Source organism: Mojavia sp., assembly GCF_059505145.1.
Map to the genome: position 1 here is coordinate 247,150 of NZ_JCACKA010000074.1, position 23,563 is coordinate 270,712.

A 23,563-nucleotide genomic window follows, 5' to 3' on the forward strand; every position below is an offset into this window, starting at 1 on the left:
TGGGTATGGTTTGACATCACAACTTTTAGTCATATTTGACATTCGATTGTCCTACTAATTAAGTTGTGGAAGGTGAACAATTAAATACTTAACTTAATCAAATGTAGTATGATAAATTTTTTAGTTTGGGTTGATTTGCTCTCCCGCAACTATTTCCAAAAGGTTGAGAATTTCTATAACTGTTATAGGCCGTGACGGTAATTAATGCACTAAGCTAAAAATAGCGAGACATCTAAAACTAGCTCTAAAGCCCAATATCAAAGATTTTTGAATGTAAAATTCCGCATAGCGTTACAAGTCACTGCTTTAGAGGATGTGAGAGAATTTAGCATTAATACTATGTCTTTTGTCAAGCTTGATTGTCTACCGCAACAAAACATGGTTGGGGTTAATCAGTATCATCTTCATGGAACCTTTAGTGGCTTGGTCAATTGTTTTGGGATGCAATTATGCATTTTAAGTAGGATAAACGGTATTATACCCAGGCAAGTATATTCTGGCTTCTCTAAGTAAGCCTGAGTATAATTCACAAATTAAAGTATAAAATCTGTTACATTCTTCAGCATTAAGCTTTGTTTAACAAAAAGTCAAGTAAACTTGTAATAATTTTACTTATTGAAATATATAAATTACGAATAATTACTTATAAAAAGAAGTGGACAATCGAGTGCCGACTGACTTGAAAGTGCTGAGTTTTTAGTGCTGATACCAAGTTGCGTTCTGTTGTAGTAATCTTTCGTTAGCGGAGATTGCTTCGCTCCACTTTGTTTCGCTCGCAATGACAGTTGCTACTTTTGATTGCAACTTGGTATGAGTTCTGATCTCTCCCCTTGTCTTCCCTGCTCCCCCAGCCTCCCCAGTCCCTAGAACATTTTCATGCTTGGCTTTGAAACTCGTTTTGTTATGACTGCCTTCTACTTAGAATGTTTCATTAATCCTCTGGTTTCCCCAGATTTGTTAAATAGCCTAGCTCATTTTCAGCAATAATTTTTTTAAATATTAAGTTGTTTTTGCATACTTTTTGAGTTAATAACACGAATATATAAGCATTTAACAGCTTGGCGCGTGTAATAAGTCAGGCATTATCAAGTATTAAATGCTAATAGCTAAAACAAGAGCAAAAATAATTAACTGCTGAGTAAGTGGCAATTAATGAGTTAATCATGTTATAACTCTTAGGTTTAGCTGTTTTGCTGGCAAAGGTATATAAGCTTTCTATACACAAACAATGCCTAACTTGAGGATGAGACTATTTAATGAGCTAACCTGAGTACTACAACAGGTTTATTTGATTAAAGTCGTAGATGCTCACATCTGCGGATGTTAGCAGTTTAGGTATATCCAATAATTTTTGTTTCAACTTTTAGAAACCTTAGCCTTTGTGAAAACCTGGAATAATCCGTTATTTTTTTCATGCATACTGGTTACACAAATATAACTAGTATGCTAAGATAGCCGCCAAATTACGTAAACCACAAGTAACGCTTTACTACTATGGTTGATGCTATTTGCTTATCATGTCTGTATTACGGGCTTTAAATATGTAGTTGTGATAGTATGATGCTTCTGCCAGCAGATTTGATGTTTAGCATCATTTATTACTAAAATTACAAAAAAAATTAAACATTAGGTTTTGTAATTTATCAGGCTTTTGACCCAATAGATTGTAAAACTTGGATATGTTTGATAATGCAAATATTTGCCTTTTCCTCTTTTGAAAGTAATTAAAGAGGAAGAAAAAAGCAAAGTTTACATAGGGTTCCTGTCCCTAAAAAGACTTATAAAAATCAGATATTTGAGAAAATATTACAAAAATAAACAAAAAAAACCAAGAAAATCTGGTTTTTATACTCATTTACTCAAACATCGACTATAAAGGAACTGAATTGAACGTATTGGGCGATAAAGGCAATTTTTGTGCCTAAATTATCGCTGAAAAGTTTATCTCTACGTCTAAAAATCTTTCAAAGGATAATATAGCCAATGGCATTCAGTGAATGGCTGAAAAAGTCGTTGCCAACGAACTCTAGCAGCAAATCTTCTCAAAATCATCAATTCATCCAAAATGATAGGGAGTTGTTGTCAAATGAGAAGGTTAATTTTGATAACACAAGAAGCGGTAAAGCAAAGAATTTTCCCGCATTTGCATTTCCTCCTATTACTCCACGTCAGTCTTTAGGAACGAATGAAACCAGGTTTGTCCAGCCGTTAAATTTATCTGTAATTACCGAGTTTTTCCCTCCAGACTATGCAGCCACGGGGCAGTTGATTGAAGAATTGGTGAAACACTTAAGTCAACAAGGGGTAAACATTGAGGTTTTTACAGGTCAACCAGGGTATGCGTTTGGGACATCCAATGCTCCAGCAGTAGAACAAGTAGGCCGAGTCAGAATTCAACGATCGCGCGCTGCCCAACTCTGGTCACGGCGGCTTCGTGGTAAAGCTATCAATGGTGTCTTGTTTACATTGCGTGCCGTTCTGCATCTGATCAGATGTTGCCGTCGCCACGATGTATTTTTACTGACTTCAGCACCCCCGTTTTTACCGATTATAGGGTACTTAGCCCATCTGTTTTTTGGGCTTTCTTACGTGTGTTTAATTTACGACATTTACCCAGATATTGCGATCGCTCTTGGAGTGATCCCCAAGAATCATTGGCTGGGTGGATTCTGGCAAGCGGTTAACAGAAAAATTTGGCAGAATGCGCGAGGAATCGTGGTTCTGAGTCCTGCTATGAAGCAGCGAGTGGTAGCAAATTGTCCTGAAGTAGCAGATAAAGTTTCCGTAATTCACAGTTGGGGAGACCCGGATTTGATCGTACCAATTGTAAAAAAAGATAACTGGTTTGCTAAAGAACACAACTTAGTTAACAAATTTACCGTACTCTATTCTGGTAACATGGGCCGTTGCCATGATATGGACACCATTTTAGAGGCTGCGAAACATCTGCAAGATGAGCCAATTCAGTTTGTCTGTATTGGCGGTGGGCCTAAACAACAAAGTTTTATCCAGGAGGTAAATCGATTAGGACTAGAAAATTTCCTTTTTCTACCTTACCAAGACAAACAAGTGCTGCCATATTCTTTGACAGCTTGCGACTTATCTTTAGTCAGCGTAGAAGCTGGCATGGAAAGTTTAGTTGCTCCTAGCAAGCTTTATCCAGCTTTAGCTACAGGGCGACCAGTAGCAGTGGTTTGTTCGGAATATTCTTACTTGAGACAGCTACTTAAAGATGCTCAATGTGGCGCTAGTTTTGAGAATGGAGACAGTTACGGGCTAGCTGAATTTATTCGCCTACTGAATAAAGACCAAGAACTAGCAGAACACATGGGTGTGGCATCTCGTAAGTATTTGCAGTCGCATTTTACGCCAGAAATCATAGCTAAACAATATTTGAGAGTTTTGCGTCAGGCCGCTTCTTAAGGATTTTAAGTAATATCACGTACAAAATTACCGAATCCGTATTAATCTATCTTCACTTTGGTCTTGACAATTGTAATTTGCGGCTATATAAACATAGTGCGTCTACCATTTAGGAGCGCCTAGCTCTAGAAGTTCTGCTTTGCAATCTGACAAATGCAGACTCTCAACAAGCAAGTCTATGTATACTTGCTTAGGTATAAGAGTTAGTGAAGCATGTTCCCTAGAACTTGCACTGGTTCATAAGTTTTTACTGGTCAAACTGAATAAACCGTTGATTTAGGAGTTGGGCTTTGATGGTCTTTATGATCTCAGTCCCTCCAACGCAACCTTCTTGTGATCTGTTTTATGTTTAGTGATGCGGAGGGTCGAAGTGCAGAGAAGGTGTGACCGAAATCGGAAACGTTCTAAGCGGCGAGCTATATACTGTCCGGTACATGGTTGCTACATCAATAGTACGAGTCAAAAATTTGGGTTGTTTGCTGAACGGGCAGGACAACTTCAACAAAGAGGAATGAATCGGCGCGATGCCTTAATGTTAGTGGCAGCCAAGACCGCGGTTCCCTTAGAGGGTGAATGGTTGGAGTCTTTCTGGTGTGATGAGTGCCAAGAAACTAAGTGGTATCACGTATGTAAGCGTGAATCTGTTTATGAATTGTCACTAGCACCAGCAGAACTTTGGCAACAGGCAACCGGAGTAATTAATCCTCATAGGAACCCCTCAGTGGGGGAGTTCACTAGCAGGCACTCCCGGATGATTGGTTACAGAAGCCTGCAAGATTTTAAATTTATCAACTAAAAAATTGTGAATTTAAGAAAATGCAAAATTTATCAGGATGCACTAGTACCGCAAAGCGGAAGTCAAAAGTCAAAAGTCAAAAGAATTGTATTCCAAGCTCTTGCGCCATTTGAAATGGTATGTTTATTTCCGCCGTACTGTACTAATGCTCGCATCATACTCAGCTTGAATCAGTTATGTAATGTGTCGTTCTGAGCGAAGCGAAAAACTTAAATATCTGCGTTTCGCGCAAAATGACATATTTCAACGCCCCTAGTGAGCAGGCAAAAATTTATTGCAAGCGTAGAATGTTTCCAAAAAACACAGCATTTGTTGAAATGATCAATCTATTCATAAGTTTTGCTTAAGTGAAATTTGATTTGCCTCAAGCATTCATAAGTTTTATTTAAATGAAATTTGATTTTGCATAAGCATTTCAATAAATGCTCAACGTGTTTGTAAGTTTTATTTAAATGAAATTTGATTTTGGATAAGCGTTTATTGAAATGCTCAACGTGTTTGTAAGTTTTGTTTAAATGAAATTTGATTTTGGATAAGCATTTATTGAAATGCTCAACGTATTTGTAAGTTTAAGAGGTTGTTTGAAAAGTCTAATTTATTATTTGCCTTGGCAGTTAGAAACCGTTAGGTATTTCTTTCACAAGTAGATTTTCCCGCTAAATGAGTGTAAATCAATGTAAATTAGGGAATTTACTCAATTATTCCGAAAATTTGATGAGACTTTGTTCCCAGTTAACACTGGTTTCGTGGAGGTAAGGACTAGGTTAATTTATGTGTATCGTTTAAAACATAAATACATTATGTCAAGACCGAAACGCAGTTCTGTAATTCTAGAAAAAGCCGAGCGCCGGATAGCTGCTTTGAAGGCAATTGATGCGACGTTAGATCTAGGAAACGGGCTAACAGTTGAATTATTTTCGGAGTGTAATTTAAGATACACGCCTTCAGTTAGAAGCATACAATACAGCTCTGTCAATGCTTGATCAGACACGTAATACGGTTTCAGACAAAGAGCAAGCCCTTTCTGAGTTATCGGAGCGAATGCTAATTGGTGTAGCTTGTAAGTTCGGTAAAAATAGCGATGAATATCAGATGGCTGGGGGCGTGCGTCGGCGCGATCGCAAGCGAGTTACTCGCAAAGTAAATTCGCCGATACCTACATAAATAGGACTTACGCACTCGCAACGAAAATCAAGGCTTTGGGATTGCTTCCCTACGGTCGCAATGACGAAATTACTTTATTGGTGCGTAAGTCCTGATAAAGACGGCGTTGCAGAACAGTGGGATGAATTGGGGCAAGCTGGGGTAGCAGGGGGAGAAGTTTTCTGGTGTTGCTACATCCCGCAAATAAGCAACGCCATAAAGACTAGTGCGACCTCGTATTGAGCATAGGGAAATAGGGAGATTGCTAGAAATAATTCTCTTGCGAACCCCTCAATTATGCATAGTTACAGTTATTTACCCAAAAATAACTGTAACTATGCAATAAATAGCGATCGCATCTAAGTTTTGAGGCTAAAGGTGCGATCGCTTTTTAAGTTATTAGGAGATTAGCTGAGGATAGTTGATGAAGAAAGCACTTATTTGTGGAATATCGGGACAGGATGGAGCCTACCTAGCACAATTGCTTCTCAATCAAGGTTATACCGTCTGCGGTACTTCGCGGGATGCTCAGATTTCCTCTTTCCAAAATTTGGTTCACTTAGGTATCCGAGACCAAGTGAAACTAGAGTCAATGGCTGTGACTGACTTTCGCAGCGTGTTGCAGGTATTGACTAAAATCCAGCCGGATGAAATTTACAACTTGGCAGGACAGAGTTCAGTAGGCCTATCCTTTGGGCAACCAGTAGAAACTTTAGAAAGCATAGCTACTGGCACTCTCAATTTACTAGAAGCTATTCGCTTTTTAGGTGTGCCGATTAAATTCTACAATGCTGGTTCTAGTGAGTGTTTTGGCGATACTGGCGAAACCGCAGCCGAAGAAACAACGCCATTTCGCCCTAGAAGCCCTTATGCGGTTGCTAAAGCCACTGCTTTTTGGGAAGTCGCTAACTACCGTGAAGCTTACGGTTTATTTGCCTGTTCGGGAATTTTGTTTAATCATGAATCTCCCTTGCGACCAGAAAGATTTGTGACTCAAAAAATTGTTGCTGCTGCTTGTCGCATCGCTCAAGGTAGTTCTGAACAGCTTTATTTAGGAAATATGCAGATTCAGCGTGACTGGGGTTGGGCCCCAGAATATGTTGAGGCGATGTATTTAATGCTGCAACAACAGCAGCCTGATGATTATGTAATTGCTACAGGAGAAAGCAGTTCATTAGAAGATTTTGTAGCAGCAGCTTTTGCATCTGTAAATTTAGATTGGCGCGATCATGTCGTTACAGATCGTAGTCTACTGCGACCTACAGATTTGGCAGTGGGTAGAGGTAATCCAGCTAAAGCAAAGGTTCAGCTGGGATGGCAGGCACAATATAAAACCAAAGATGTGGTGCAAATGATGGTCAAAGCAAGGTTGGCTAAATCAGCACAATGAAAGACAGCATTTCCCAGCCGGATCTAGTAATTGAAGCCGGACGTACAGAACGGCAGTATTGGAAAGATTTGTGGCGCTATCGAGAATTATTTTACTTCCTGGCGTGGCGAGACATTTTGGTGCGCTACAAGCAAACAGCCATAGGCATTGCTTGGGCACTAATTCCACCATTTTTAACGATGGTAGTGTTTACAGTTGTGTTTGGGCAGTTGGCAAAGTTACCTTCCCAAGGTGCGCCTTATCCAATTCTAGTTTTCTCTGCGATGTTGCCCTGGCAGTTCTTTGCAAATTCACTGTCAGAGTGCAGCAATAGTTTAATTAGCAACGCCAATTTAATTTCAAAAGTCTACTTTCCTCGCTTAGTAGTGCCGACAAGTGCAGTAGTAGTCAGCTTTGTAGACTTTTTAGTCTCTGGCATAATTTTGTTGGCGTTAATGGCTTGGTATAACTTTGTCCCCAATTGGCGAATTTTGATATTGCCTATATTTATTGCGATCGCCTTTGCTGCTTCAATAGGAGCAGGTTTATGGCTGGCTTCGTTAAATGTGAAGTATCAAGATTTTCGTTATATTGTGCCGTTTATTGTGCAATTTGGTCTTTACATTTCACCAGTAGGATTTAGTAGCACCATTGTGCCTGAAAAATGGCGGTTCCTCTACTCGTTGAACCCAATGGTAGGGGTAATCGATGGTTTCCGTCGGGCAATTTTGGGAGGTGAGTCGAATTTATATTTACCTGGATTTGTTCTGTCTTTAGCACTGGTATTTTTAATGTTTGTGACTGGGATTTGGCATTTTCGCAAGATGGAACGGACTTTTGCAGATGTAATTTAGATATATTAATTTTGTAGGCTGCGTTATTACTGCCATGTACCAGACTGATCCGCCCCGTCCGCCTAGCGAAGTCCTGCCTACTATGTACGATCTTCCTAGCGAAGACTTGGAGGATCTGGATGTACCAGAGGAGATGCATCCCCGTCCACCTTGGGAAACTATGCCCACCATGTATGATCTTCCTAGTGAAGATCCAGAGGAGCCTGGTTTGCCCGACGAATTCCACGACTTCCAACCCCAATTATTACGAGAAACCTGCCAACCCCTAAACTACCCAACTGGGGAGATGTTCATTGGCACAGATTTAAACCTCTATTACGATGCTCGCCATCGGCTGTGGCATAAGCGACCAGATTGGTTTTTGGTTTTGGGTGTATCTCGCGCTCAACAGCAACAGGAAATGCGCCTGAGCTATGTTGTTTGGCAGGAGGGAATGGCTCCATTTTTAGTGGTTGAACTTTTGTCGCCGGGTACAGAAGCAGAAGATTTGGGGCAAACTTTAAGGGATGCAAACAAGCCACCGACAAAATGGCAAGTGTACGAGCAAAATTTGCGAATCCCTTACTATATTGTGTTTGACCGCTATCAAAATCAGTTGCGAGTTTTTCAATTAGTAGCAACACAATATCAGGCTGTGGAAGTTCCCGATCAAAGATTTTGGTTTGAGGAGTTGGAATTAGGGTTAGGGGTTTGGCAAGGAAGCTATCAGCAAACAGAGGGGTTATGGCTACGTTGGTATGATGTTTTAGGTAATTGGATTCCTACTTTAGAGGAACGAGCAGAACAGGAACGCCAACGTGCAGAACGTTTAGCGGAACGGTTAAGAGCAATGGGCATTAATCCAGAAGAGATTTGAGCTACCTGCTCATCTTGAGGATTAATTAGCCAACCTAAACGCAAACCACTGTTGAGATATTCCTGCATTTTTTCTTGCAAGGGTTTGAGCGCATCTGTGCGTGACATTAATTCGATGACAAAATCAGGACAAATAGGAGGGAATTTTTCTTGTTCTTCTGTGGTGAGTGCTTCCCAACGGTCTAATTTTATCCAAGCTACATCAGGAGAGCGATCGCTCATTCCCTATTCCCCATTCCGTGAATAAAAAACTCCATTTAGGCTTTTTGGAATTGCTCTAGAATACAGGAGGAGCTAATCTGGACAGTTGCGATGACTTCCCAAACACTAAATATAACTGAGACATTAATTGCCCAACTTCAAACTCTACCACCAGAACAACAACAGATGGTGGTAAATTTTGTGGAATTTCTAGCCCAGAAAAACGCCCAATCCCAACTTAGTCAGAACCGAAAAAAGCGGCGCGTTGCTGGATTGCATGAAGGTATGGGTTGTATTAGTGACGATTTTAATGAGCCTTTACCAGATGAATTTTGGATGGGTGAGTGATGAATTTTCTTTTAGACACCCATACATTAATTTGGTAGTCAATTTAAACAAAACACAATATCATTGTGACAGATTCAAATACTTTAGTTGACATTTTTGTAGAAAGCCTTAGAGGATGTTTTAAAAGTCCTCTTGTTGGTAGCAAAACGTTTTTGACCCCCCTAAATCCCCCTTTTCAAGGGGGACTTTGATTCTAATTCCCCCCTTTTTAAGGGGGGCTAGGGGGGATCAACGAGTGTCTAAAATCACAGCCAACCACTTTTCAAACAACCTCTTACACGATGCGATCGCGCTTTAGTATTAGATAGGTAAATTTAATCCAAATCCAGGTAGGACATCTTCACCAGATAAATTTACTGGAAACGCAACTATTTCTACTGCTTGATTAGGACGGTAAATTTCTACCTGCTCATCTTGATGATTAATTAGCCAACCTAAACGCAAACCACTGTTGAGATATTCTTGCATTTTCTCTTGCAGGGGTTTGAGGGTATCTGTGCGTGACCTTAATTCAATGACAAAATCAGGACAAATGGGTGGGAATTTTTCTTGTTCTTCTGTGGTGAGTGCTTCCCAACGATCTAATTTTATCCAAGCTACATCAGGAGATCGGTCACCACCACCAGGGAGTTTAAAAATTGTGGAAGAACTAAAAACTTTACCTAATCCTGTTTGCTGGTTCCATAACCACAATAGACCGATCAAACTTGCTTCTTGATTTCCGCTACTTCCTCTAACTGGTGGCATAATCACTAATTCTCCCTTAGCGGTTCGCTCAAGCTGTAAGTCACGGTTTGCGTGACACAGGCGGTAAAATTGCTCATCTGTTAGTTCTACATTCTCTAAATTGAGGACAACAGGCATCATTGCCATTGACTGAAACATATTGCCGACCTATTGATTAAGGAAAACAAATTTAACAATTGCAAATATTTTTAAAATCTAATCTACTATCTTAAATGCTTTCCGTCATTAGCAACAGGGTCATGTGACGACCAAACTATGTTATGAAATTTCTTAATTTAGTTAAACTCAGCAACTAAATGTACTTATCTTTTTTACCGTCTAATTTTGTCCATTGGTTGAAGATACTAAGCAAATTTGTTTCTATTCAAATTGTAGTTCAAGCTTTGGGGCTAGTAAGCGGAATTTTGTTAGTTCGGACACTAGATCAGCAACAATATGCCTATTTCACTATTGCTAATACAATGCAGGCAACAATGAATTTGCTGGCTGATATAGGCATTGGTACAAGTCTATCTGCAATTGGAGGAAAGGTTTGGCAAGATCGCTACCGTTTTGGTCAGTTAATAAATACTGCAATGCGGTTGCGATACTCTTTAGCAGCTATTTCAGTTACTATAGTTACGCCTATTTTAATTTGGATGCTAATTCACAATGGTGCTTCAAAAATTTATGCAATTTTAATATCTATTGTAGTTTTAGCCGGATTAAATTTTCAGCTAACATCTGATGTTTTAATAGTAGTGCCTCGCTTACATTCTCAAATTAATAAAATGCAGAAATTAGATTTGTTTTCTGCATTTTTTAGGATCGTATTTCTCGGCTTAGGTTACTTAACTTTTTGGAATGCCGGAGTAGCAATTGCATCTACATCTCTCGTATCAGGATTACAGCGTTTTGTTTTAGGGGGTTGGGTTAGCGAAAACATTGATATGCACTCGCCTTTCAATAATGAAGATAAAAGTTTTATACTAAAAACTATTAAAAATACACTACCTTCTACTATTTTCTTTTGTTTTCAAGGGCAACTAAGTATTTTTATTATTACCATATTTGGTAATACAAAAAGCATAGCGGAAATAGGTGCTTTAGGACGAATAAGTATTATTTTTACACTAATTAATTCGGTGATGACTGCAATTATTTTACCGAGTTTTTCTCGTTGTCAGTCAGCCAAACTGTTAACTAAACGTTATTTACAAATATTAAGCATATTTTTTGGATTTAGTTTACTATTAATTTTTTTATCAGTAATTTTTCCTAGTGAAATACTTTGGATTCTTGGAGGAAAGTATCAGCACCTTAAAAATGAATTAGTACTGATGGTTATTTTAACAGTAGTAAATTCTTTTGTCGGTATCATGTCTTCTCTAAATTTTTCCAAAGCTTGGATTGAGTTTATTTGGATTGAAATACCAATGAGATTAGTTTTGCAAGCTATTTTGCTAATGATTTTAAATATCTCAACAATTCAAGGAGTTATTTGGTTGAGTTTGTTATCAAATCTTTCTCCATTTTTAGTCAATGCAATGCTTACATATAGAGGTTTAAAAAGTTACAATGGCATTTAAAATAGCAGAGATATCAAAATTTATTTTCGTAGAAAAAGCTCTTATAAAACAATTTTTTTGATTTTTTAAATGTCAATTGATTATATAACTTCAGTAGTAACAGATAGAGCCATGACTGTATTATCCGTTGGTTGCGGTCTCAAACCACCACAAAACGATTTAGTTAGATTAGATATATCCTCAGCAGTAAATCCTGATGTAGTTTGGAATTTAGAAAAAACTCCTTATCCGTTTAATGATTCAACCTTTTCTGAAATTGAATGTTTGGATGTTATAGAACATCTAGGAAGTATTCCGAATGCTTTAGAGGAATTCCATCGCATTCTCAAGCCGGATGGAGTACTTAAGATAACTACACCTCATTTTTCTTGTGCTAACTCATACATAGACCCAACTCATAAATGGCATTTAAGTTATTTCTCTTTTGATTATTTCTCTAATAGCCATAATTTGTCATATTACTCAAAAGCTAGATACCGAATTAGATATCGTCATCTACAATTTCAAGGTGGTAGGTTTAACCGTTCTATTTTAAGTAGATTAGCTAACAAATTTCCTAAAACTTATGAGCAAAGATGGGCTTGGATGTTTCCAGCTTGGTATCTTTTTTTTGAGTTAGAGGCTATTAAATAAAGCTATTCTTGAGCATTTAATTATGAAAATTGTTCATATTACTCCTACCTATTTTGATGAATCATCAATTATTGGTGGTGGAGAGCGATATCCCACAGAATTAGCTGCTTGGATGGCAAATTTTGTAGATACTACTCTTGTAAGTTTTTCTTCAGCGCGGAGGAATTATCATCAAGACGCTCTCAAAATCGAGACATATCCAGTTCAACATTTAATTCATGGAAACAAGATAAATCCATTAAGTTTTCAATATCTAAGTTCGATTATCAGCGCTGACATAGTACATATACATCACATTCATACTCTAGTTTCTGACCTGGGCTGCCTTCTAGCAAGTTTACTTGGTAAACGAGTTTTTGTTACTGACTATGGTGGTGGAGGAAGCTTAGTATTGAACCAGAAACTACCAGTGTTTAGAGGTTATAAAAATGCGATCGCCTATTCTCGCTTTGGTTTAGATTTTATTCCTGTTGAACTGCAAAAGAAATCTATTTTAATCAAAGGAGGTATTGATACAGATAAATTTTGCCCTGATGCAGCTTTAAAAAAAGAAAAAAATATTTTGTACGTAGGACGAATCTTACCTCATAAGGGCATTAACTATTTAATAGATGCCTTTCGTCTCCTCAATCGTACAGACTACAAACTAAAAATTGTTGGTAGAGTCTACAGTGAAAAATTCTACCAAGACCTGAAACAGCAAGCAGATGGACTAAATGTAGAATTTGTTCATGATGCTGATGATCAGCAATTGCTGCATGAATATCGCACAGCGATGGTAACGGTTTTACCTTCAGTTCACACTAGCTGCTATGGAGACTACACTCCAGTTCCAGAGTTAATGGGTTTTACTTTATTAGAATCTCAAGCCTGCGGAACTCCTGTAATCTGTACAGATGCTGGTGCAATGCATGAGTTTGTAGATAACGGGAAGACTGGGTTTGTAGTCAAGCAAAATTCCGGTGAGGCGATCGCTACTGCTATCAAGACAATTATTGATATGTCTCCCTCAGAATACACACAATATCAACTCTTTTGTCGTGAGTGGATAAAACCTCTAAGTTGGTCAACTGTAGTCCAAAGACACTTAGATATTTATAAAGGTGCTAAGTAAGACAGTACTAATTCTTAATATAAGGAGTTACCATTGCGGTCAATTCGTATACTTATAGCTACGGCTGCTCCACTGTCTCCTGAATTTGGTGCTGGACAAATGGCAATTAATTTAGCAGAAGCATTACGGGCGCAGGGACATGATGTTACTCTTTGGTCTCCTTACCCTATGCCTAATTTGACAAGATGGTGGCAAGGTTTCCAAAGTATTCAATTAATGCGATCAAAGCTAGATGCATTTATTGAAGCTCAAGAACCATTCGATGTAATTGATACTAGTGCTGAACTAATCACTAAACGGGTTGGTCAATCAGCTTTAGTAGTGGCTCGTAGTATTCAGCCTCAGATTTTATACACAGTATGTAACTTAAGCAATCCGTTAAGCTTAAAAGAAATTGTTCTGTTGCCATTAAATTATTTATTTTTGATAGCGCTAGTTTTTTTATTAATACAAGGTTGGCAAAGAGCAAAATATATTCTTTGCCTCGGAAGCTTAGAAATTAAGTGGATGAAGAAATGGTTCCCCTGGTGGAGAGATAAATTAATTTTTTATTTTAATGCGCTCTCAAAAACCGACCAACTAACTCTTAATAGTATCTGTATAAATAGGAATAAGTATCATAGCAACAGTATTAAGTTTTTGTGGATTGGTCGCTGGGCTGCTCATAAAGGTACTACCGAATTGAGTAATTTTATTGTTAAACGAGCAGCTTCACATCCAAAGGACAGTTTTACAATTGCTGGATGTAATACTAATGTAGAAAAATATTTTCCACCTGCATTAATTCATTCGGGAAGGATAAAAATTTTATCCTCGTTTAATAGGAGCCAACTTTACAGTTTACTTGCTAGCCATGATGTTGGTTTATTTACTAGTAAAGTTGAGGGTTGGGGGCTTATCTTGAATGAAATGCTAGAGTCTGGAATGCCAGTTTTTGCAACGATAGCTGGTGGAGTGCCGGATTTACAACCTTTTTTTGAGACCCTGAAGCCGTTCCCACCACCGCTGCAATTTATGCCTGATATTTTAAGTAGTGCTACAACTATGGATGATTATTATCGTATATGTAGCTGGGATAAAATAGCTGAAAATTATGCCAACACAATATTGGCGAACTTAAAATTTTAACCAAATATACATTATAAATGTTTAATCACCTATGTGAAACACTGGTCAATAAATCCAAATAAGCAGAATTGAACGATTGTGAGTTGTGTAAGTTAAAGTATATTTTTATTAATGTGTATGCAGCACTTATTAAATGCCATGTATGAAGCAGTTAACGATTCAGTTATATTACATATTCCTAAAACTGCTAAATGTATACTCGATATTGGTTGTGGTTCAGGAAATTTAGGAAGAGAAATCAAGTCAAGAATTAACTGCGAAGTAGTTGGGGTTACTTACTCAGAGTCAGAAGCAAATGCAGCTTCAGCTTTTTTGGATAGAGTACTGATCAAAGACCTCAATTATTTTGATACTCAAGAATTAGGTCAATTTGATTGCATTATTTGTAGCCATATTTTAGAACATTTATATCACCCCGAAGATTTATTGATTAAACTTCGGAGAAATTTGGCAACCAATGGTGTCTTGATCATTGCTCTACCTAATACTTTACATTGGAAGCAACGCTTAGAATTTCTCAAAGGAAACTTTAAATATACAGATGGGGGTGTAATGGATCGAACTCATTTTAGATTTTTTGACTGGAATACATCTGTTGAGCTAGTTAGCTCATCCGGCTTTAAAGTCCTATTTTGTAAGGCAGATGGTTACCTACCTATGCCTGGAGTTAGAAGGTTTGTAAAATCCATAGCATCAATTTTAGATAGATTAGTATCAAAGTTTGCACCTGGTTTATTTGGTGTGCAATTTATTATTGTCGCAAGTATTTAAATTTCAGCAATGTCACTAAATATTGATCCATTAGTAAGTATCATCATACCTACATACAACTATGCAAAGTATATTGGTGATGCTGTTGAAAGTATATTAAATTCAGATTTTAATCAAGATGACATTGAAATCATCATTATTGACGATGGTTCTACAGATAATACTGCTGAAAAAGTTGCCATTTATGGAAATCGAGTTAAATATATTTTTCAAGAAAACTTAGGTAAAGCATGGGCAACTAAAGTAGGTATAGATAATTGTAGAGGCAAATATCTCTTTAATTTAGATGCCGATGACATATTTTTACCTAATAAAATTCAAGAGGTTGTGCAAATATTTGAAAGCAACCCAGATATTGTTCATGTAGGACATCCTGCACTTTGTTGGAATGTTGATAAAAATATAAAAACTTCTGAAGTAATCCCAAAATGTATACTTGGTAATAAAGTTGATGGCAGAGAGTTATTAACCTTCTTCTACAGAAGAGGGATTCTCTTTGGAGGTGGTTCAACTTTTGCTGCGCGTGTAGAGGCTATACGAAAATTCTCTATACCAAGAGAGGTGGATATGTATATTGATGAGTACCTTGTTATGTGTACTTTAAATCAAGGCTACTCATACTTTATTAACTCGCCTATGTCTATTTGGAGAATACATGGTAATAATTTTTCTGGCGTTACTTCCAATCGCGTTGTTAGTGAAGCCAAGATACGCAGAAGCTTTAACAGTATGAAGGCTATATTAAATAATTTAAATGATTTTGAACAAGAAATTATTAATATATATTCTCTAAGGTTAAAAATTTCTGAGGTTTCCTTCAAAGAAGGAATTGGAGAAAAAACTTTTATTGATATTTTAAGTATGTGGTTATTATTTTTGAAAAACTTTGATTTATGGAATCAGGAGCATTTAAGAATGATTCAGGCTTATACCCTTTTGAATAGAAGTTTACCAACCTCTACACTCAATTTGCTAAGATTTATCAAAAAAGGTGTATCTCACTCTTTTAATATTTAAATGTAACTAAACTTAAAATTAAATGCGATTATTCTTATAGTGATCATACTTTCTATAGTTCCCAGGTTACCTCCTGCAATCGATGGTGTAGGAGACTATGCCCTTAATTTAGCTCGCCAGATCCGCAAGGACTTCAATATTCAAACTCATTTTATTGTAGGTAATCCTACATGGAATGGTGCAGCAGAAATTGAAGGATTTCCTGTTAGCCAAGTTAGCGATCGCTCTCCTGATGCATTGCTAGCTTTATTATCAGGCGATCGCACTTCTAGCATCTTGCTGCATTATGTAGGTTACGGCTATGCTAACCGGGGTTGTCCAATTTGGTTAGTCGATGGGTTACAGCGTTGGAAAAATTTATTTCCCAAGCGATCGCTCATAACCATGTTCCACGAAATCTCTGCTTCCGGCCCACCTTGGACAAGTGCTTTTTGGCTTTCACCTCTGCAAAAAAATTTAGCAGCGCGTTTGGCACAATTGAGCGATCGCTGTCTCACAAGCAAACAGAGTTATGCTGAAATTTTGTATAAGCTAGCTCAAGCTAAACATACTCAAATCCCTTCTCTTCCCGTCTTTTCTAACATTGGAGAGCCAGAGTATGCATTGCCTCTACTAGAACGTACTCGAAGATTAGTAGTATTTGGTAGCCGGAATTCTAGGCTGCAAGTTTATCAGCAATGCCGCACTGTTTTGGAACAAATTTGCCAAGCTCTTGAAATTGAAGAATTATGTGATATTGGGGTTCCTACTGGTTTAGAACTGTCTGTAATTAATAATATTCCTGTTGTGGAAAAGGGAGTGACTGAAGCAGTAGAAATTAGCAATATATTGCTAGATGCTGTTGTAGGTTTTTTAAACTTTCCACCACCTGCTTATCTTGCAAAATCAACTATTTTTGCTGCTTACTGTGCCCATAGACTGATTCCTTGTATGGTTGCCTCCAGCACAGTACCTATAGATGACCTCCAAAGCCATAAACATTATTGGTCTGCTACGAACAAAAATAACCAGTTGTGCTTAAAAACGGGACAGGATATCGCTGATCATGCTTATACATGGTATCAAACTCACAGCCTCCCGGTTCAAGCAAAGGTTATGAATAACTGTCTCAATATATAAATATAAAAATTTATATTATTAAAGGAAAAAATAATGAACATCTCTAGTATTTCTAATCAAAACTTATTAGGCAAACTTTTACGTTATCCTCTTCAATTTATTCCACCTGCAACAGTAATGCCAATTTTGCAAGGAAAGCTTAAGGGAAAACATTGGATTGTTGGCTCAGGGCAACATGGCTCTTGGTTAGGTAGCTATGAATATGAAAAACAACTTCTATTTCAACAACTAGTTACAGAGGGAAGTGTTGTTTATGATTTGGGTTCTCATAGTGGCTTTTATGCTCTCTTGGCATCGGTTCTAGTGGGAAGCAAAGGGAAAGTGTTTGCTTTTGAACCACACCCGCGAAATCTACATTATCTTAAAGAGCATTTGCGGTTAAATCAGATTCATAATGTAACGGTTATTGAAGCAGCAGTTTCAGATTCCTTTGGCACAATCTTTTTAGAAGGAGATGGTTTCTTAGGGCGTATTTCATCTCAGGGAGAATATCAAGTTCAAACAGTTGCTCTAGATGAATTGATTGAAAAGAAGCAAATTCCACTGCCTAATTTCCTCAAAATTGATATAGAAGGAGCAGAAATGTTAGCTCTTTCTGGAGCCAAATCTATCCTCAGTAAGGCTCACCCTACAATACTTCTAGCAACACATGGGGCAGAAGTTCACCAACAATCTTGTCAATTTTTAGAGTCTCTTGGCTATAGTCTAAAAGCAATTAATGGGAAAACTGTTCAGGAATCTAATGAACTTATTGCCTACTTTAATCGGTGAGAAGTAGTAAATAAACACAGATGAATATACGTAAATATCGCATTTTAATTGTTGCATCTCACCCAGCCCAATACTCAGCACCGATTTTTCGAGTCATGGCAAAACATCCGCAATTAGAACCGCAGGTAGCCTATTGTAGTTTGCAAGGATTTGAGCCAAGCTTAGACTCAGAATTTGGTGTAGAGGTTGCATGGGATATACCGTTGCTTAATGGTTATCCTTGGATTCAAGTTCAAAATAATTCTCCTAAACCCAAACTGGGCAGTTTCTTTGGCCTCATAAATTTAGAGTTATGGAAACTGATACGCAAAGGAAATTTTGATGCAGTAATTGTATATGCAGGTTATTCCTATGCCAGCTTTTGGATTGCTGCTGCGGCTGCTAAGGCTCATGGCCAAAAATTCGTATTTAGCACAGATGCAAGTAGTATACAATCTCGTAATGGCAAGCAATGGAAAGCTTGGTTAAAAAGATTTTTATTACCACCTATCTTTCGACTTGCTGATTTTGTTATTGTCTCCTCAACGCTGGGCAAACAGGTGGTGCGAAGCTTAGGAATTCCTGAAAAGCAAATTGCGATGACTCCATCTTCAGTTGATAACGATTGGTGGAGCTACCAAGCTACCCAAGTGGATGTAAAGGCAGTTCGCAGACAGTGGGATATCCCAGAAAATGGGCTTGTTGTGCTATTTTGTGCCAAGCTCCAACCTTGGAAACGGCCTACGGATATTTTACAAGCTTTTGCTAAAGCAAATGTACCAAATAGCTACCTTGTGTTTGCTGGTGAAGGGCCTTTACGACCACAATTGGAAGCAGAAGCTAAATCTTTAGAAATGCAAGATCAAGTTAGATTTCTTGGCTTTGTTAATCAGTCCCAGCTACCTTCTGTTTATCGCTGTGCCAATTTATTTGTCTTACCGTCAGAGCATGAACCATTTGGGCTTGTTGTTAACGAAGCTATGCTCTGCGGTTGCCCTGTAGCTGTGAGCGATCACGTTGGTGCTAGCTATGATCTTGTGCAACATGGTGAAACGGGATTAGTTTATTCTTGTGGTGATGTAGATGCCTTAGCAGGAATTTTGCGAGTATTTCTTCCCGATAGCGAACGTTTGAACAAAATGAGTGCTGCTGCTGCTCAACGGATGAAAACTTGGTCACCTTATGAGAATGTAGAAGTTATTGTGCAAGCTTTAGAAAAATCCATAGCTAGTCCAGCTATGATTCTTTCTTCTTTATCCTGATAACGAGCTTTCACACTCAAATTAAAGCTTTTATTGCAAGCTTTAAATATTTTTAAATAATTCAATTAATTGAATATTTTATTGTATTAATAAAGCGGTAATAAAGCGCTGCAAACAACATTATTAGTTTACATTTTTTACCTAGTTAGAAATTTAGATCATGTCAAACACCGGACTTAGAGAGCGTACAATTTCAGGGTTACATGATGACATTGCAAGCTCACTCCCTACACTTAGGCTTGATACGCCAGTTCTCGATATTGGTTGTGGTACAGGAGCTTGGCTAGAACGGTTAGCAAATATAGGTTTTACTCAACTACATGGTATTGACCTAGATATTAAACAATTTGGTACACAAAAGGCGACTTGTTCCCAAGCTAACCTTGATTTTGATGACTTAGATTTGGGAGACAGAAAATTTGGTTTAATTACATCGATTGAGGTAATAGAACACTTAGAAAATCCCGGACGTCTTTTCTATCATGTAGCTAAACATTTAGATAAAAATGGATATTTTCTGTTGACTACTCCAAACATTCATTCAGTTAGCTGTAGACTTAAATTTCTCACTACTGGAAAGCTAGCATCATTTGATGAAAAGGGAGATAAAACCCATATCTATCCAGTCTTGCTGAATTGCCTAAATAGAATTTTGCCGCGCTATTCTTTTGAAATTGCCAAACAATGGGGTTTTCCTAATCAAGGCTCTTTTGTTTATCGCCCTAGTACAAAACTGGTATCTTCTATCTTAGAATTTTTTGTTCCTAGTGAAACTTCTGGCGATACATTGTGTATGTTAATCAAACAAAAAACTAATTCATTTGGATTTAATTAGGAAATGAAAATTCTTATTTATTCCCCTTCTTTCTATCCAAATATTGGTGGATTAGAGACAATAATTTTAACGTTAGCGTATGAATTTACCTATCAGTCACATGAAGTAAAGGTAATCTCACAAACTCCAGCAACAGACTCAAAAAAATTTCCCTTTGAAGTTATCCGGCAACCTACTATAAAAAAAGTATTTAAATTAACTCATTGGTGTGATGTATATTTTCAAGGTTGTGTCAGTTTAAGAGGGATTTGGCCTCTATTATTTGTACCTCGCCCCTTGGTTGTAACCCATCAAACTTGGTATCGCTATGTCAATGGAGGTTTGGGTTGGCAGAATTATCTAAAACACTTTGTGACTCGTTTTGCAACTAATATCTCAGCTAGTCAGGCTGTAGCTCAACCAATACCAGCACCATCCAGTATAATTCCTAACTCTTATCGGGAAGATATTTTTTATGAAATACCCAATATCCCCCGTAATCAAGAACTTGTATTTTTAGGGCGCTTGGTTTCTGACAAGGGAGCCAATTTATTGTTAGAGGCATTAGCTCAACTCAAATCGAAGGGACTTACTCCTAAGTTGACAATTATTGGAAGTGGCCCCGAAGAATCTCAATTACGCCAGCAAGTCAATGACTTAGAAATTGTTGAGCAAGTCAATTTTACTGGAGTAAAAGTTGAGCATGAGTTAGTCAAATTATTAAATGCTCATCAAATTATGGTAGTGCCTTCTCTATGGGATGAACCCTTTGGCATCGTGGCCTTAGAAGGAATTGCCTGTGGTTGTGTTGTCGTTGGTTCTGAGGGAGGGGGATTAAAGGATGCAATTGGCGCTTGTGGTGTGACATTTCCCAACGGTAATGTTGAGCGTTTGACCCAAATTCTATTCGATTTACTCACCCATCCTGAGAAATTAACAACTTATAGAGAACAAGCTAAATCGCACTTAGCTCGTCACACTAGTAAAGCTGTTGCTAAAGCGTACCTTGAAGTTATAGAGGGAGTAATTTAATGGATCTATCCATTGCTCTATTAGGTCTAATTATAATAGTTGGGCTATCTTCTATTAATTGGCGACGCTCTGTTAAAGCTGCATTGGTTATCGTTATTTTAGAAGGTGTACTACGAAAGTGGGTGCTACCACAAGCCAGCGACTTCATTTACTTTGTTAAAGATTTAGTCCTGTTAGGAGCATATTTAAAGTATTACTTTAGTTCTGAACCAAAATATCCCTTTAAATCGTCTGGTTTCACTATTACTTTATTAATGGTAATTGGCTGGTGTTTAGCCCAGTCTTTTAACCCTAGCTTAGGTTCACCGATAGTCGGTTTTTTTGGGCTAAAAGCATATATCTTTTATATTCCTTTGATGTGGATGTTACCCAGCTTATTTCAGTCTGAGGAGGAATTATACCGATTTTTACGCAACTATATGCTATTGGTTATTCCGGTGGCTCTTCTAGCTGTAGCTCAATTCGGTAGCCCAAGCTCCAGCCCTATCAATATGTATGTGGGTGGGCAAGAAGCTACTGCTACGGCTGGTGGCGCTGTTAGAGTTACAGGTACATTTCCTTACATTGCTGGCTACTCAGTTTATTTATCTACTTGTTTCAGCTTACTAATTCCATTATTAACCCTGCCGCAAACCCCACTATGGCGATCGCTAACTGTTATTGAAATTTTATTGGTTATTGGTACCTCATTCATGACTGGTGCCCGTGGTTTGCTGTTTTTTGAAATTTTGTTTGTAGTGGGATATATATGTATCCTCTGGTTCACGCAGCCTTCAATAGCTGCCCGTTCAACTAAACAATTCATGCTACCTGTAGTTTTGATTTCAGCTATTGTGCCCATGTTTTTTAACAAAGCAATAGAGGCATTTTCTAGCCGTGTAGCAGGATCAGACTCAGAAACATTTCTTGATCGGGCTTTCTCTGCTTTTGCAGAACCTGAGAATGCCATGCAATTTAAGGGATTTGATAGTTATGGAACAGGAGCAACCCATCAGGCTGTCCCGGCTTTGCGTCAGGCTCTCAATTTACCTTGGGGCGAATCACCTCCACCAGCTGAAGGAGAAATGGGAAGAGTTGTTCTAGAAATAGGCCCATTCGGCTTTCTCATTTGGTATGGATTGCGTTTAGCCTTGATATTCTCTCTTGCGAGAGTTTACCTAAAATTGAAAACTCCTTTTTTCCGTAACTTAGCTCTTGCTATCTTTTTATTTCACGCTATTAATATTACTAATCAACTCGTAGTCAACAGTACCTTTGCGATTTACTATTGGTTTTTTGGCGGTTTTGTTTTCCTACTTCCAACATTAGAATCTCAGCAGTTGTTCTCTTCTAAACACTGGGTACAGCAACCACATGTCTAACCCCAGCATTTCTTTAGTTCATCAAATTAATCCTTCTAACGCTCAATATGCTGCTTTAGCATTTGCCGAAGCTAATTTATTGAAACAAGTTATTACTCCTGTCGCCTATGACCCAAAAGCACCTGTGTGGCGCTACTTAAATTTGCTACCCAAAAAATTGAGATCATCCATTAGCAATGAACTAAGTAGACGAACTTGGATTTCTGCCGATGATATGGCGATTCAAACCTATCCGTGGCAAGAAATCATGCGGATATTTTTATCTCGAACCAGGCTAGCACCTCGTTTAGGATTTAGTTATACAGATTTAGTTAACTGGGTTTATGTCTGCCTAGATCGTCAAGTTGCCAAACACCACCTTCAAGGTTTAGATGCTATCTACAGTTATGAAGATTTAGCTGCAACCACATTTGAGAAGGCAAAGCAGCAAGGAATTCTTTGCCTTTACGATTTACCTATCCCTTTTTATCGCATGACTTGTAACATCATGCGCCAGGAGGCTGAGAGTTTTCCTAAATTAGCTCCAGGGCTTGAGGCAGTGAATGAACCTGCATGGAAAATTGAGCGTAAGGAACAGGAAGTTCAACTGGCCGATCATATCTTCGTCGCTTCTTCGGTAACAAAACAGTCATTGCTAGAGATTGGTGTAGAGTCTGAAAAAATCAGTGTTATTCCCTTTGGCGCTCCTGTAGAGTATTTCCAACCTCAACCGAAAACTGATGATTGCTTCCGTGCCTTATTTGTTGGTCGCGTTTCTCCTCGCAAAGGTGTTCATTACTTATTACAAGCTTGGCAAGACCTCAAATTACCCGATGCAGAGTTGCTGTTAGTGGGAACAAGCCTTTTCCCAGCAGGTTGGCTAGAGCAGTATAAAGATATTTACCGCCATGTTTCTTCGGTTCCTCATCTCCTACTAAATCAGTATTACAGTTCTGCTAGTGTCTTTGTTTTTCCTTCTTTGGTGGAAGGTTTTGGTTTAGTGCTGTTAGAAGCAATGGCCTGTGGGATTCCTGTAATTACTACGCCTAACACAGCAGGCCCCGATATCATAACCAATGGTGTGGAAGGGTTTATCATTCCGATTCGGGATGTAGAAGCGCTTAAGGAAAAACTGGAGTGGTGCTACTCTCATCCTCAAGAGTTGGCAGAAATGGGACGGGCAGCTCGACGCAAAGCTGAACAGTTGAATTGGGCTTTGTATCGCCAGAAATTAGCAAGTCGAGTTCGAGAACTTCTTAGTTAGCAAAACACTCAATTA

22 protein-coding genes and 1 pseudogene are annotated in these 23,563 nt (G+C 38.2%); 21 read left to right on the plus strand and 2 right to left on the minus strand.

The window, feature by feature from the left end; genetic code table 11:
• Positions 1-1,983: 1,983 nt before the first annotated feature.
• The 7 genes from AC5JL8_RS20130 (at position 1,984) to AC5JL8_RS20160 (ending at position 8,441) form a co-directional block, all read left to right on the plus strand.
• Positions 1,984-3,423: a glycosyltransferase family 4 protein gene (locus AC5JL8_RS20130; protein WP_495881449.1), complete on the plus strand. Its 1,440-nt coding sequence runs from the start codon at positions 1,984-1,986 to the stop codon at positions 3,421-3,423.
• A gap of 370 nt (positions 3,424-3,793) precedes the next feature.
• Positions 3,794-4,219, plus strand: a complete 426-nt coding sequence (locus tag AC5JL8_RS20135) for a hypothetical protein (protein ID WP_495881450.1) — start codon at positions 3,794-3,796, stop codon at positions 4,217-4,219.
• 975 nt (positions 4,220-5,194) lie between these two features.
• Positions 5,195-5,383, plus strand: coding sequence for a hypothetical protein (locus AC5JL8_RS20140; RefSeq protein ID WP_495881451.1), 189 nt, complete (start codon positions 5,195-5,197; stop codon positions 5,381-5,383).
• 60 nt (positions 5,384-5,443) lie between these two features.
• The gene (locus AC5JL8_RS20145; RefSeq protein ID WP_495881452.1) at positions 5,444-5,605 is read left to right on the plus strand and encodes a hypothetical protein; all 162 of its coding nucleotides are present in this window, start codon (positions 5,444-5,446) and stop codon (positions 5,603-5,605) included.
• A 181-nt stretch (positions 5,606-5,786) separates the two neighbouring features.
• Positions 5,787-6,752, plus strand: a complete 966-nt coding sequence (locus tag AC5JL8_RS20150; RefSeq protein WP_495881453.1) for a GDP-mannose 4,6-dehydratase — start codon at positions 5,787-5,789, stop codon at positions 6,750-6,752.
• The gene (locus AC5JL8_RS20155) at positions 6,749-7,585 is read left to right on the plus strand and encodes an ABC transporter permease (protein WP_495881454.1); all 837 of its coding nucleotides are present in this window, start codon (positions 6,749-6,751) and stop codon (positions 7,583-7,585) included. The genes AC5JL8_RS20150 and AC5JL8_RS20155 overlap by 4 nt, the downstream gene beginning before the upstream one ends.
• A 34-nt stretch (positions 7,586-7,619) precedes the next feature.
• The gene (locus AC5JL8_RS20160; protein ID WP_495881455.1) at positions 7,620-8,441 is read left to right on the plus strand and encodes a Uma2 family endonuclease; all 822 of its coding nucleotides are present in this window, start codon (positions 7,620-7,622) and stop codon (positions 8,439-8,441) included.
• 2 nt (positions 8,442-8,443) lie between these two features.
• Here the strand turns inward: AC5JL8_RS20160 and AC5JL8_RS20165 are convergent.
• Positions 8,444-8,653: pseudogene (locus AC5JL8_RS20165) on the minus strand (Uma2 family endonuclease); the annotation flags it as partial.
• A gap of 99 nt (positions 8,654-8,752) precedes the next feature.
• Here AC5JL8_RS20165 and vapB point away from each other — a divergent pair.
• On the plus strand, positions 8,753-8,989 hold the full coding sequence (gene vapB / locus AC5JL8_RS20170) for a type II toxin-antitoxin system VapB family antitoxin (protein WP_495881456.1): 237 nt from the start codon (positions 8,753-8,755) through the stop codon (positions 8,987-8,989).
• A gap of 300 nt (positions 8,990-9,289) precedes the next feature.
• Here the strand turns inward: vapB and AC5JL8_RS20175 are convergent, their stop codons facing one another.
• Positions 9,290-9,856, minus strand: coding sequence for a Uma2 family endonuclease (locus AC5JL8_RS20175; protein ID WP_495881682.1), 567 nt, complete (start codon positions 9,854-9,856; stop codon positions 9,290-9,292).
• A gap of 176 nt (positions 9,857-10,032) precedes the next feature.
• On the opposite strand from AC5JL8_RS20175, the gene AC5JL8_RS20180 reads away from it, so the two are divergent.
• From AC5JL8_RS20180 to AC5JL8_RS20240, 13 genes are all read left to right on the plus strand, one after another.
• Positions 10,033-11,304, plus strand: a complete 1,272-nt coding sequence (locus AC5JL8_RS20180; RefSeq protein WP_495881457.1) for a lipopolysaccharide biosynthesis protein — start codon at positions 10,033-10,035, stop codon at positions 11,302-11,304.
• Positions 11,305-11,373: 69 nt separating this feature from the next.
• Entirely contained in the window at positions 11,374-11,937 is a 564-nt protein-coding gene (locus AC5JL8_RS20185) for a class I SAM-dependent methyltransferase (RefSeq protein WP_495881458.1), read from the plus strand.
• A gap of 22 nt (positions 11,938-11,959) precedes the next feature.
• On the plus strand, positions 11,960-13,051 hold the full coding sequence (locus AC5JL8_RS20190; RefSeq protein ID WP_495881459.1) for a glycosyltransferase family 4 protein: 1,092 nt from the start codon (positions 11,960-11,962) through the stop codon (positions 13,049-13,051).
• Positions 13,052-13,150: 99 nt separating this feature from the next.
• Entirely contained in the window at positions 13,151-14,179 is a 1,029-nt protein-coding gene (locus AC5JL8_RS20195) for a glycosyltransferase (protein WP_495881460.1), read from the plus strand.
• A 138-nt stretch (positions 14,180-14,317) separates the two neighbouring features.
• On the plus strand, positions 14,318-14,950 hold the full coding sequence (locus tag AC5JL8_RS20200) for a class I SAM-dependent methyltransferase (RefSeq protein WP_495881461.1): 633 nt from the start codon (positions 14,318-14,320) through the stop codon (positions 14,948-14,950).
• 9 nt (positions 14,951-14,959) lie between these two features.
• The gene (locus tag AC5JL8_RS20205; RefSeq protein ID WP_495881462.1) at positions 14,960-15,967 is read left to right on the plus strand and encodes a glycosyltransferase family 2 protein; all 1,008 of its coding nucleotides are present in this window, start codon (positions 14,960-14,962) and stop codon (positions 15,965-15,967) included.
• A 39-nt stretch (positions 15,968-16,006) separates the two neighbouring features.
• A complete protein-coding gene (locus AC5JL8_RS20210; protein ID WP_495881463.1) occupies positions 16,007-17,086 on the plus strand; it encodes a glycosyltransferase family 1 protein in 1,080 nt (359 codons plus the stop codon).
• Positions 17,087-17,119: 33 nt separating this feature from the next.
• The gene (locus AC5JL8_RS20215) at positions 17,120-17,857 is read left to right on the plus strand and encodes an FkbM family methyltransferase (RefSeq protein ID WP_495881464.1); all 738 of its coding nucleotides are present in this window, start codon (positions 17,120-17,122) and stop codon (positions 17,855-17,857) included.
• 20 nt (positions 17,858-17,877) lie between these two features.
• The gene (locus AC5JL8_RS20220; protein WP_495881465.1) at positions 17,878-19,098 is read left to right on the plus strand and encodes a glycosyltransferase family 4 protein; all 1,221 of its coding nucleotides are present in this window, start codon (positions 17,878-17,880) and stop codon (positions 19,096-19,098) included.
• 160 nt (positions 19,099-19,258) lie between these two features.
• Positions 19,259-19,933: a class I SAM-dependent methyltransferase gene (locus AC5JL8_RS20225; protein ID WP_495881466.1), complete on the plus strand. Its 675-nt coding sequence runs from the start codon at positions 19,259-19,261 to the stop codon at positions 19,931-19,933.
• A gap of 3 nt (positions 19,934-19,936) precedes the next feature.
• On the plus strand, positions 19,937-20,944 hold the full coding sequence (locus AC5JL8_RS20230; protein ID WP_495881467.1) for a glycosyltransferase family 4 protein: 1,008 nt from the start codon (positions 19,937-19,939) through the stop codon (positions 20,942-20,944).
• Positions 20,944-22,305, plus strand: a complete 1,362-nt coding sequence (locus tag AC5JL8_RS20235) for a hypothetical protein (RefSeq protein ID WP_495881468.1) — start codon at positions 20,944-20,946, stop codon at positions 22,303-22,305. The genes AC5JL8_RS20230 and AC5JL8_RS20235 overlap by 1 nt, the downstream gene beginning before the upstream one ends.
• Positions 22,298-23,548: a glycosyltransferase family 4 protein gene (locus AC5JL8_RS20240; RefSeq protein WP_495881469.1), complete on the plus strand. Its 1,251-nt coding sequence runs from the start codon at positions 22,298-22,300 to the stop codon at positions 23,546-23,548. Before AC5JL8_RS20235 ends, AC5JL8_RS20240 begins: the two co-directional genes overlap by 8 nt.
• Positions 23,549-23,563: the final 15 nt, after the last annotated feature.